This window comes from Comamonas koreensis, assembly GCF_014076495.1.
GTDB lineage: Bacteria > Pseudomonadota > Gammaproteobacteria > Burkholderiales > Burkholderiaceae_C > Comamonas > Comamonas squillarum.
In genome coordinates, this window is sequence record NZ_CP043575.1 from 4,458,933 (window position 1) to 4,471,111 (window position 12,179).

The following is a 12,179-nucleotide window of genomic DNA, read 5'->3' on the forward strand; positions in this document are numbered from 1 at the left end:
GGCTGCTGCGGGCGGTCAGTGGTCGTGGTGCAAATAGGCGGCCTGCTTGGGCAGGCGCAGGCTGAACAAAAAGGCAATCACCATCATCACCGACACATACCAGAAGAAGGCATTTTCATGGCCGGCGTTCTTCAGCGCCAGCGCGACAAACTCGGCCGAGCCACCAAAAATGGCATTGGCCACCGCATAGGCCAGGCCCACGCCCAGCGCGCGCACCTCGGGCGGAAACATCTCCGCTTTGACGATGCCCGAGATCGAGGTGTAGAAGCTCACAATCGCCAGCGCCACCAGGATCAGCAGGCCAGCCGTGACCGGCGACGAGGCCTGGTGCATGGTGGTCAGAATCGGCACGGTGCCCAGCGCACCCAGCGCACCAAACAGCATCATGCTGGTGCGCCGGCCAATGCGGTCGGACAGCGCGCCAAACAGCGGCTGCATGCACATGTACACAAACAGGCACACGGTCATCACGTAACTGGCGGTCTTGATCGGCAGGCCCACGCTGTTGACCAGGTACTTCTGCATATAGGTGGTGAAGGTGTAGAAGATCAGCGAGCCGCCGGCCGTATAGCCCAGCACGGTGACAAAGGCGCGCCAGTGGTGCTTGAACAAGTTGGCCAGGGTGCCGGTTTCCTTGTTCTGCATCGCCTCGGTGGACTGGGTTTCATGCAGAGTCCGGCGCAGCAGCATGGCCACAACGGCCGCCGCAGCGCCCACTACAAATGGAATGCGCCAGCCCCAGGCACGCAGCTCGGCGTCCGTCAGTACCGCTTCCAAAATCACAATCAGCAGCACGGCCAGCAGCTGGCCGCCGATCAGGGTCACATACTGGAACGACGAGAAAAAGCCGCGCTGGCCCTTGAGCGCCACTTCGCTCATATAGGTGGCTGTCGTGCCATATTCACCGCCCACCGACAGGCCCTGGAACAAGCGGCACATCAGCAGCAAAAACGGCGCCCATGCCCCAATCTGCGCATAGGTGGGCAGGCAGGCAATCACCAGGGAGCCGGCGCACATCATGGTCACCGAGATCAGCATCGACTTCTTGCGGCCGTACTTGTCGGCAATGCGGCCAAACAGCCAGCCGCCGATGGGGCGCATCAAAAAGCCGGCGGCAAACACCCCGGCGGTGTTGAGCAGCTGTAAGGTGGGATCACCCTTAGGGAAGAAGGCGGCGGCAAAGTAGATGGCCGAGAACGCATAGACATAGAAGTCAAACCATTCGACCAGGTTGCCCGACGAGGCCGCCATGATAGAGAAAATGCGGTGGCGCTTTTCTTCAGGGCTGTAATGGGGAGGGGTATTGGCCGAAGTCTGGGCGGCCGATGGCCCAGATCCTGGCACGGAGGGTGTTGTCATTGGAATGGTCCCGTGTAGCAATGCAGACCATGATGCGCCGCCTGCGAGACCCTCTGATGTCAGACGGGCGCTGAATTTCCACCGCCCGCACCCACCCCATTGGCTAAAGCTGGGTGCAGATCACCACAATACCGACCAGCATCAGCGCAATGCCCCATTTCTCATTGCGGCGCAGCTGCTCCTTGAGCACCCGGCGCGAGACCAGGTAGCTGAACACCACCTCGACCATGCCCAGGGTGCGTACCGACGCGGCGCTTTGCAGCGCGTACGCGCTGAACCAGGCGAGCGACGCCGCACTGCCCATGCAGCCCGCCAACAGCGACACGCGCCAGGCCTGGGCAATGCGGACCAGCACGCTGCGGTCACTCCAGACAAACCAGGCGCCCATCGCCAAGGTCTGCATGCACTGCGCAATGAACACGCCCCAGGCGCCCGACAGCAGCGCGCTGGGCGCATTGAGCGCCAGCGCCGCACCGCGAAAGCCCACTGTCGCAATCGCAAAGCAGGCGCCGCAGATCAGGCCATACATCGCAGCCTTGCTGCGCCAGTCGAGCTTGGCGCCGATCTGGCGCGGCGGCAAGGACAGCAGCGCCACGCCAATGGTGGCAATGGCCATCGCTGCCAGCGCCCAGTAGGTGGGCAGCTCGCCCAGAAAGACCGCGCCAAACAGCGCCACCTGCAGCACCTCGGTCTTGGACAGCGTGACGGCGACGGCAAAATTGCGCTGCTGCATCGCCAGCAGCAAGGCGCCAGTGGCGGCGATCTGGAAGAACGCGCCCAGCGCCAGCCAGCCAAAATAGGCGCCAGTCCAATGCGCAACCTCAGGCGCCTTGGCGGGCAAGGTGTAGAGCAGCACCAGCGCCAGCGCAGCCAGCGGCAGGCCGTAGAGAAAACGCACCAAGGTGGCGGGCCAGGTGCCCAGATCGCGGGTCAGCGAGCGCTGCGCCGCATTGCGCGCCGTCTGCGCGATGGCGGCAAACACCACCAGCGCCATCCACCAACCACCGCATTGCATTCCCGCTCCGTCAGCCATTACCGCATCCACTTCATCACAAGGCCACCGATGGTAGGCCATCGGCGCTACCCGTGCGCCTGCATTTGGCGATGCGAGCCTGCGGCATCAAGAGGGGCCAGCACGCTGCCGGCCCCCTGCTCCGCTCAATAAGGCTGGGGATAGGTGCCGGGCACCAGAATGCGCGGGTCCACATTGTTGATGTTGGTGTGGCCGCAAAAGGCCATCGACACATCGAGCTCCTTGTGGATGATCTGCAGCGCGCGCGTCACGCCCTCTTGGCCATAAGCGCCCAGGCCGTACAGAAAGCTGCGGCCGATCAACGTGCCCTGGGCGCCCAGCGCGCGGGCCTTGAGGACATCCTGGCCACTGCGGATGCCGCTGTCCAGCCAGACCTCGATGTCCTTGCCGGCAGCCTGCACGATGGACGGCAGCGCATCAATCGTCGCAGGCGCGCCATCGAGCTGGCGGCCGCCATGGTTGCTGACGATCAGTGCATCGGCCCCGGTCTCGGCAGCCAGCCGCGCATCCTCGGCCTCCATGATGCCCTTGAGGATCAGCTTGCCACCCCAGCGCTTCTTGATCCACTCCACATCGCCCCAGTTCAGGCAGGGGTCGAACTGGTCGGCCGTCCACGACGACAGCGAGCTCACATCGGCCACGCCATCGACATGGCCGACGATATTGCCAAAAGTGCGGCGCTTGGTGCCCAGCATGCCCATGCACCAGCGCGGCTTGGTCGCCAGGTTGATGAGGTTCTTGATCGTCGGCTTGGGCGGTGTGGACAGGCCGTTCTTGATGTCCTTGTGGCGCTGGCCCAGGATCTGCAGGTCCAGCGTTAGCTGCAGCGCCGAGCAATTGGCCGCCTTGGCGCGGTCGATCAGGCGCTCCATAAAGCCCCGGTCGCGCATCACATAGAGCTGGAACCAGAAGGGGTGGCGGCCCGTGTGCTCGGCCACATCTTCGAGCGAGCAGATGCTCATCGTCGACAAGGTGAACGGGATGCCAAAGGCCTTGGCCGCGCGGGCCGCCAGGATTTCGCCATCGGCATGCTGCATGCCCGTGAGGCCCGTGGGCGCAATGGCCACGGGCATGCTGACCTCTTGCCCCACCATGGTGCTGCGCGTGCTGCGCCCTTCCATATTGACTGCCACGCGCTGGCGCAACTTGATCTTGTGGAAGGCTGCCTCGTTGTCGCGGTAGGTGCCCTGGGTGTAGGAGCCCGAGTCCGCATAGTCGTAAAACATCCGCGGCACACGCTTTTCAGCCAGGACGCGCAAATCTTCAATACATGTGATCTTGGATAAATCAGCCACAAATCTTCCTTGTTATCAAGCCACTGCAGCGGCGCTGGTGGCCAGGCCCCTGTGTAACCCGCTGTGCCCGGCGTCCTTGTCACGCAGGCGGCAAACCCCACACCTTCGTTACAAGAGCTAGGGGTTTTACAGGACTACGGGCAGACAGCTAGGCCGACATTATGTCGATGTTCTATCCATCCAGGTGTTTTTGGCATAACAGCAGTGCATAGCCATCCTGGTGGTGCATGGCCTCCGGCCGCGCGCTTGCGCTGCGCTACAACGAGGAGTCAGGCATGGTTTGGCAACAGATCTACAACCCGGTGGGCAATATGGTGCTCTCCACCTTGCTGGCGGCGCTGCCGGTGGTGGTGATGCTCGTAGGGCTGGGTTTTCTCCACCTCAAGGCACATATTGCGGCCGGCGCCGGCCTGGTCTGCGCACTGCTCATAGCGATCGTCGTCTATGGCATGCCGGCCGATATGGCGGGCCGCGCAGCGGTCTTCGGCGGTTTGACCGGACTGCTGCCCATTGGCTGGATCGTGCTGAACATCATCTTTTTGCACCAGCTGACGGAGCACAACGGCAGCTTCAAGATCCTGCAGGACTCGATTGCCGGAATCACCGAGGACCGCCGCATCCAGCTGCTGCTGATCGCCTTTGCCTTTGGCGCCTTTTTTGAAGGTGCGGCAGGCTTTGGCACGCCAGTCGCAGTCACGGCGGCGATTCTGATCGGCCTGGGTTTTTCGCCGCTGGCCGCCTCGGGCCTGTCGCTGATTGCCAATACCGCGCCCGTCGCCTTTGGCGCGCTGGGCACGCCGGTGATCACCTTGGCCAAGGTCCATGGCTATGACCTGATGGAGGTCACCGCGATGGTGGGCCGCCAGCTGCCCTTCTTCTCGGTGCTGGTTCCGTTCTGGCTGATCTGGGCCTTTGCAGGCCGCAAGGCCATGGTGGAGATCTGGCCGGCCATCCTCGTCACCGGCCTGTCGTTTGCGATTCCGCAGTATCTCGTGTCCAACTTCATCGGCCCGGAGTTGGTTGACATCATTGCCGCCATCGTCTCCATGGGCTGCCTGATCGGATTTCTGCGCGTGTGGCAGCCCAAGAACATCTGGCGCAGCACCTCGCTCAAGAGCCGCGACACCAGCGAAGACAGCACGGCCAAGCCGCGCGCCGTGGTGGCCCATGCCCGCGCCGATGTGATCCGCGCCTGGACGCCCTGGGCCATCCTGACGGTGTTTGTGTTCATCTGGGGCCTGCCCTCGGTCAAGGCCGCGCTCAACGGCCTGTTTGCGCCATCCTTCCCGATGACGGGGCTGCACAACATGATCGAGAAGGTGCCACCTGTCGTGCCTCAGCCCACCAAGGAAGGCGCGGTCTATGTACTCAACCTGCTGTCAGCCACCGGCACCGGCATTCTGCTGTCGGCCATCGTCGGCGGCCTGGTGATGAGGTACAGCCCGCTGGCCCTCATCAAGCAGTTCTTCAAGACGATCTGGCTGGTACGCTTTTCGCTGCTGACCATTGTGCTGATGCTGGCGCTGGGCACCCTCACCCGCTACTCCGGCACCGACACCACCTTGGGCCTGGCCTTTGCCAACAGCGGCGTGTTCTACCCCTTCTTTGGCACGATGATGGGCTGGCTGGGCGTGGCGCTGACGGGTTCGGACACGGCATCCAACGTGCTGTTTGGCGGCATGCAGAAGGTCGCTGCCGAGCAGCTGGGCCTGTCACCCAACCTGATGGGCGCGGCCAACAGCTCGGGCGGCGTGATGGGCAAGATGATCGATGCGCAGTCCATCGTCGTGGCTTCCACTGCCACGCGCTGGTTCAACCATGAGGGCGACATCCTGCGCTATGTGTTCTTCCACTCGGTGGCGCTCGCCACCTTGGTGGGCATCTTTGTCACCTTGCAGGCCTATGTCTACCCCTTCACCTTGATGGTGGTGAAGTAAGCACCACGGGGCTCCCAGAGGAGCCCCGTTCATCGCATCCCAGTTGTTAAACAGCAGGGACCGCAGGGTTGAGGCTGTACAAGCCGGTAATGCTGGCTTGGCCCAGCACCGGGGCCTGGGCCAGCGCGGCGCGCACATTGGCACCCGTCAGTGCACCGTCGACTGACAAGCTGGGCGTGGCCAGCGCATAGACCGTGAACACATAGTGGTGCACCAGGCTGTCGTTCCAGGGTGGGCAGGGGCCGTCATAGCCGTAGTACTCGCCTTGCATCTGCGCATCGGCGGCAAACCAGCCGGTGTAGTCGTTGATGCCATGGCGCAGGCCCTGGGGCGCAGCGGGGCCCGGCTTGCCATGGGCGGTGATGCCGTCTGACTGTGCACCGGCGGCGATCTCGGTGGTGCCCACTGGAATGTCCAGCAGCAACCAGTGGAAGAAATCGACCCGGGGCAGATCGGCCGGCACCGTGCGGCCTTCCTGGTTCACATCATCGCCCCGGCTGGGCACATCGGGATCATGGCAGACGATGACAAAGGACTGCGTGCCGGCGGGCACATCGCGCCAGGCCAGGTGCGGATTGCGGTTGGACGACAGCAAGACATGGGCTGTCGCATCGGGCACGGCAAAAGCGAACTCGCCAGGAATGGCCTGGCCGTCTTGAAAGCTATGGCTGCTGAGCTGCATCTGATAAATCCTTTGCGGGTATGAAAAAAGCCAAAGGGCCTCGACCGGGGTCAGGGCACTTTGGCAAATTCTAGGGATCTTCTGTAAAACCCTCGCCAAGCGGGATGGATGCGGATCGGGATGAGACGCAAGGCGTCTTTTGCAGTCAATAGCCGTAGCTATTGACAAGGAAGACAACGCAGCGGATCGCCCGAGACCGCGTTCAGACCACGGCAGGGAGTTTTGCAGAGGATCCCCGCGGGCTGCTGCGCAGCTGTCAGTCATCCCCCTCCCGCAAACCGATAGGGCCAGGCCTCAATGCCCGCCGATATAGGCAAACTTGAACAGGAACAGCGCCGCAATGATCCAGACCATCCAGTGCACCTCGCGGGCGCGGCCGGTGAACAGCTTGATGGCCGCATAGGAGATAAAGCCAAAGGCCAGGCCGTTGGCGATCGAGTAGGTGAAGGGCATCATCACTGCAGTGATGGCAGCGGGAATGGCCTCGGTCGTATCGGCCCAGTCCACCTCGGTCAGCTCTTTGAGCATCAGGCAGGCGACGAACAGCAGCGCAGGAGCAGTGGCATAAGCGGGTACCGAGCCAGCCAAAGGCGCAATGAACAAGCAGGCCAGGAACAGCACCGCCACGGTGACAGCGGTCAGGCCTGTGCGGCCACCGGCCTGCACACCCGAGGCGCTCTCGACATAGGCGGTGGCGCTGGACGTGCCCAGCAGCGAGCCGGCAAAGATCGCACCACTGTCGGCCAGCAGCGAGCGGTGAAAGCGCTCCATCTTGCCGGGCACCAGGAGGCCGGCGCGCTTGGCCACGCCCATCAGGGTGCCGGTGGCATCAAACAGCTCGACCAGAAAAAACACCAGCACCACATTCAGAAAGCCGCTGGACAGCGCGGTCTTGATATCGAGCTGCAGGAAAGTGGGCGCGATCGATGGCGGTGCCGAGAACACGCCCTGGAACTGGTTGCCGCCAAAGATGAAAGAGGCCACGGTGACGGCCAGAATGCCGATCAGGATGGCGCCGGGCACGCGCAGCCGGTCGAGCACCACGATCAGGAAAAAGCCCAGCGTGAACAGGATCACCGACGGCGAATGCAGATCACCCAAGGTCACCAAGGTGGCCTTGGATTCGACCACCACCCCGGCACTCTTGAGCGCAATCAGCGCCAGAAAGAGCCCGATACCGACGGTGATGGCCACGCGGATCGAAGCCGGTATGCCGTTGATGATCTGGTCGCGTATGCGAAAGATGGTCACCAGCAAGAACAGGCACCCCGAGACAAACACCGCCCCCAGCGCCGCCTGCCAGGTGTAGCCCATGCCCAGCACCACCACATAGGCAAAGTAGGCGTTCAGCCCCATGCCGGGCGCCACCGCAATCGGGTAGTTGGCATACAGCCCCATCAGCACCGAGCCCAGCGCCGCAATCAGGCAGGTGGCGACAAACACCGAGCCCTTGGGCATGCCCGCATCCCCCAGGATGGAGGGGTTGACGAACATGATGTAGGCCATCGTCAAAAAGGTGGTGATCCCCGCCAGCACCTCGGTCCGCACCGTTGTGCCGTGCTCTCCCAGCTTGAAATAATTGTCCAGCGCGCTCATGGCTGCTCCTCGTGGTTATGCATCGTTAATGGGAAGCTGATTCGTATCGAAGGCGGCGAGTATCGCAGCTGCCCGCGCAGGCTGCCGGGCTGCGCCGTCAAAGCCCTGTCTGCACGGCCGCGATGGCGTCGAGCACCGCCTCGGCCGTGGCCGGTGCGCGCAGCGGTGGGCAGCAACCGGGCGCGCCGGTTGCAGCCACCGCATCGCGTATCGCAAACAGCACCGAGAACGGCAGCAGCAGCGGCGGCTCGCCCACCGCCTTGCTGCGGTGGATGGTCTCGTGCGGGTTGGCGCCGTCAAACAGCTGCACGTTCAGCACGGGCGGGCAGTCGTTGGCGGTCGGGATCTTGTAGGTGCTGGGGGCATGGGTCATCAAGGCACCGGTCTTGGGGTGCCAGACCAGCTGCTCCATCGTGAGCCAGCCCATGCCCTGGATAAACGCGCCCTCGACCTGGCCAATGTCCACGGCCGGGTTCAGCGACTGGCCCACATCATGGATCACATCGGCGCGCAGCAGCTTGCTCTCGCCGGTCAAGGTGTCCACCACCACTTCGCTCACAGCCGCGCCGTAGGCAAAGTAGAAGAAGGGCCGGCCGCGCATTGCCGCCCCATCCCAGGACAGGCCAGGCGTCGCATAAAAGCCATCGGACCACAGCTGCACCCGCTCCAGATAGGCCTGCTTGACCAGGGCTTCAAAACGCAGGCTCTGGCCCGCGCAATGCACCTCGTCATTGACAAAGCGCACCGATGCCGGGTCGGCTCCGTGCTGCGCCGCCAGGCAGGCCGCCAGGCGTTCGCGGATCTGGCGCGCCGCATCCTGCGCGGCCTTGCCGTTCAGGTCGGTACCGGTCGATGCCGCCGTCGCCGAGGTGTTGGCCACCTTGGTCGTGTCGGTAGCCGTCACCCGCACCCGCTCAAAGGCCACGCCCAGCTCATGCGCGACCACCTGGGCCACCTTGGTGTTCAGGCCCTGGCCCATCTCGGTGCCACCATGATTGACCAGGATGGAGCCATCGTTGTAGACATGGACCAGGGCGCCGGCCTGGTTGAAGTGCTTGACGTTGAAGGAGATGCCGAACTTGACCGGTGTCAGCGCCAGGCCACGCTTGAGCACGGGGCTCGTGGCATTGAAGGCATCGACCTGCGCGCGCCGCGCCCGGTAGTCGCTGCGCGCCTCCAGCTGCGCCACCAGCTCGTCGATGATGTTGTCGTCCACCTCCTGGCCATAGGGCGTGCACTGCCCGCTGTCCTTGGCATAGAAATTGGCGCGGCGCACATCGAGCGCATCCTTGCCCAGCTGCCGCGCGATCGAGTCCATGATGTTCTCCATCACGATCGCGCCCTGCGGCCCGCCAAAGCCGCGAAACGCGGTATTGCTCTGGGTATTGGTCTTGCCCATGAAGCCGCGCATGCGCACATTGGGCAGCCAGTAGGCATTGTCGAAATGGCAGAGCGCGCGGGTCATCACCGGCGCCGACAGATCGGCCGAGTGGCCGGCGCGCGAGACCATGGTCACCTCGGCGCCCAGAATGCGGCCAGCATCGTCATAGCCAATGTCGTACTCGTACCAGAAGCAATGGCGCCGGCCGGTGATCATGAAGTCATCGTCGCGGTCCAGCCGCAGCTTGACGGGCCGGCCCAGCTTGCGCGCCGCCACCGCCGCCACGCAGGCAAACAGCGCCGATTGCGATTCCTTGCCGCCAAAGCCGCCGCCCATGCGCCGGCATTCCACATGCACCGCATGCGACTGCACACCCAGCGCATGCGCGACCAGGTGCTGCATCTCGCTGGGATGCTGGGTGGAGCACAGCACATGCATCGCGCCGCCCTCCTTGGGGATGGCGTAGCTGATCTGGCCTTCGAGGTAGAACTGCTCCTGGCCGCCCACCTCCCAGGTTCCCTGCAGCCGGTGCGGGGCCTGGGCGATGGCCTGGGGGGCGCCGCCGGCATCGGTCTCGCGCACCAGCTGCATCGGTGGCATCACATACTGGCCCAGCGCATGGGCCTGCTGCGGCGTCAGCACCGGCTCGGCCTCCTCTACCGTGACCAGCTTGCGCGCCATCGCGGCCACACGCCGCGCGGTTTGCCGGTCGCGGGCCAGCACCGCAAACATCGGCTGGCCCAGGTAACGGATCTCGCCATCGCAGAGGATGGGGTCGTCATGGATGATGGAGCCGCAGTCATTGACGCCGGGAATATCGGCCGCCGTCAGCACCGCCACCACACCGGGCTGGGCGCGCAGCGCGTCCACATCCATGGAGAGCAGGCGGCCATGGGCAATGGGCGACAGGCCCAGCGCGCAATGCAGGCTGCCAGCCAGCTCAGGCATATCGTCGATATAGGCGGCCTCACCGGCCACATGCCAGGCGGCAGACTCATGGCTGCGGCTGATGCCGACCTGGTGGCCCTGCTGGCGCGCCCGCGCTTCCTGCGCCACGTCGATGCGTGCCTTTTGGTTGTCGCGGTAATCGGCAAAGGCTTCGGCGCCTGCCAACACATGCTTGGGGATCGAGGTGTTCATATCAGGCTCCGGTGGCTGCGGCCTGCGGGGCCTGGGCGCTGCTGACCCAATGCGGCATCGCGGCCCAGACGGTGGTGGCATCGGCTGGCAAGGGGGCATCGGCCCGGGTCTCCAGCCACAGGCGCTGCAGCAGGTTCTGCGCTACCTTGAGGCGGTAGGCGGCGCTCGCCCGCATATCGGTCATCGGCTGAAAATCCTCGGCCAGCGCGGCCTGGGCGCGCTGCACGGCCTGCGCCGTCCAGGCCTGGCCCAGCAGTGCGGCTTCTGCCTTGGCGGCGCGCCGCACCGTGGCGGCCATGCCGCCAAAGGCCAGGCGCACGGTCTCCACCTGGCCCTGGGCATCCAGTTGCAGCGAAAAGCCCGCGCACAGCGCCGAGATGTCGCAGTCAAAGCGCTTGCTGATCTTGTAGGCCCGCACCTGGCGCGCCTGCACCGCCAGCGGCACGCGCAGGCCCTGCACCCACTCGCCGGGCTCCAGCTGGTTTTTCATGTAGTCCAGGTAAAACTCGGTCAGCGGCATGCGCCGCAGGCGCTCGCCCAGGCGCAGCTCGATCTCGGCATCCAGCGCCATCAGCACCGGCGGGGCATCGCCAATCGGCGAGCCATTGGCCACATTGCCGCCCATGGTGCCGGCATGGCGCACAGGGGGCGATGCAAAGCGCAGCCAGACCTCGGTGAGCGAGGGAAAACGCTGGGCTAGTGCGGCCCAGGCCGATTCCAGCGAAGCACCCGCACCAATGCAGAGCATGCCATCGCGCTCTTCGATGCGGCGCAGCTCCGCCACGCGCCCCACGGCAATCAAATCGCCCAGCGGCCGGAACTGCTTGTTGATCCACAAGGCCACATCGGTGGTGCCGCCGATCAGGCGGGCATCGGGCAGCGCGGCGCGCAGCTGGGCCAGGCTCTCAACGCAGGCCGGCGCGTGGAAATGTTGGGGCTGGCCGCCGCTGGGGCTGTAGGCATAGCTCCAGTCAGCATCGCTGCGCAGCGCCTGCAGGGCCGTCACCACGGGCGCCGCATCCAGCTGGCGGGCGGGCAGGTCCAGCATCTGCTGGCCGGCATCCAGAATCGGCCGGTAGCCGGTGCAGCGGCAGAGGTTGCCGCTCAGCGCATCGGCCAGCTGCTGGCGCGTGGGCGCCGCGCCCTGGCTGGCCTGCTGCCGCTCATACACGGACCACAGAGACATGACAAAACCGGGCGTGCAAAAGCCGCATTGCGAGCCATGGCAGTCCACCATGGCCTGCTGCACCGGGTGCAGATCGCCGCAAGCCTTGCCGGCATCTTTGGGGCGGCAGCTGGTCTTCATGTCTTCCACCGTAAAGAGCGCCTTGCCATGCAGGCTGGGCAGCAGCTGGATGCAGGCATTGACGGTCTGCAGCTTGAGGCCTTGCACGGCCTGCGGATCGCCCGGTTCGGCCAGCTCAGCGAGCATCACCGTGCAGGCGCCGCAATCGCCTTCATTGCAGCCCTCCTTGGTGCCGGTGCAGCGCGCATCCTCGCGCAGCCAGTCCAGCACACTGCGCGTGGGGGCCAGGCCTTCAACGTCAGTGATACGGCCTTGGTGGTAGAAACGGATGGCTTGTGGGGCGGTCATGGGGCTCATGGTGGGGCTCGGTCGCGCATTGCCGCGCCGGTCTGCAAAACTGTGTACAAGCGTAGTGTGCCGCGCAGCGCCAGGCATAACAAGCCAGCGATAGGCGCTATGGTGCAGCGCGTATATTTTTGGGTTAACCCGTATCTTTCTGGCCCGCAAAAA

The 12,179-nt window shown here is 64.5% G+C and carries 8 protein-coding genes; 1 reads left to right on the forward strand and 7 read right to left on the reverse strand.

What is annotated here, in order from left to right; translation table 11 throughout:
* Window positions 1–15 precede the first annotated feature (15 nt).
* The 3 genes from F0Q04_RS20380 to F0Q04_RS20390 form a co-directional block, all read right to left on the reverse strand.
* Complete coding sequence (locus tag F0Q04_RS20380; RefSeq protein ID WP_182343207.1) at window positions 16–1,359, reverse strand: MFS family transporter; 1,344 nt, start codon at window positions 1,357–1,359, stop codon at window positions 16–18.
* A gap of 103 nt (window positions 1,360–1,462) precedes the next feature.
* Complete coding sequence (locus F0Q04_RS20385) at window positions 1,463–2,374, reverse strand: DMT family transporter (protein WP_182343209.1); 912 nt, start codon at window positions 2,372–2,374, stop codon at window positions 1,463–1,465.
* 143 nt (window positions 2,375–2,517) lie between these two features.
* On the reverse strand, window positions 2,518–3,687 hold the full coding sequence (locus F0Q04_RS20390; RefSeq protein ID WP_116927535.1) for an alpha-hydroxy acid oxidase: 1,170 nt from the start codon (window positions 3,685–3,687) through the stop codon (window positions 2,518–2,520).
* 275 nt (window positions 3,688–3,962) lie between these two features.
* Between F0Q04_RS20390 and F0Q04_RS20395 the strand changes: the two genes are divergently transcribed.
* Complete coding sequence (locus F0Q04_RS20395) at window positions 3,963–5,624, forward strand: L-lactate permease (RefSeq protein ID WP_182343211.1); 1,662 nt, start codon at window positions 3,963–3,965, stop codon at window positions 5,622–5,624.
* Between the two features lie 46 nt (window positions 5,625–5,670).
* On the opposite strand, the gene F0Q04_RS20400 is transcribed toward F0Q04_RS20395, so the two are convergent.
* The 4 genes from F0Q04_RS20400 to xdhA all read right to left on the reverse strand — a co-directional run bounded on the left by F0Q04_RS20400 (window position 5,671) and on the right by xdhA (window position 12,026).
* The gene (locus tag F0Q04_RS20400; protein WP_182343213.1) at window positions 5,671–6,306 is read right to left on the reverse strand and encodes a YbhB/YbcL family Raf kinase inhibitor-like protein; all 636 of its coding nucleotides are present in this window, start codon (window positions 6,304–6,306) and stop codon (window positions 5,671–5,673) included.
* 294 nt (window positions 6,307–6,600) lie between these two features.
* On the reverse strand, window positions 6,601–7,902 hold the full coding sequence (locus F0Q04_RS20405; protein ID WP_182343215.1) for an NCS2 family permease: 1,302 nt from the start codon (window positions 7,900–7,902) through the stop codon (window positions 6,601–6,603).
* A gap of 97 nt (window positions 7,903–7,999) precedes the next feature.
* Window positions 8,000–10,423, reverse strand: coding sequence for a xanthine dehydrogenase molybdopterin binding subunit (gene xdhB / locus F0Q04_RS20410; RefSeq protein WP_116927532.1), 2,424 nt, complete (start codon window positions 10,421–10,423; stop codon window positions 8,000–8,002).
* A gap of 1 nt (window position 10,424) precedes the next feature.
* Window positions 10,425–12,026, reverse strand: a complete 1,602-nt coding sequence (gene xdhA / locus F0Q04_RS20415) for a xanthine dehydrogenase small subunit (RefSeq protein ID WP_182343217.1) — start codon at window positions 12,024–12,026, stop codon at window positions 10,425–10,427.
* Window positions 12,027–12,179 lie beyond the last annotated feature (153 nt).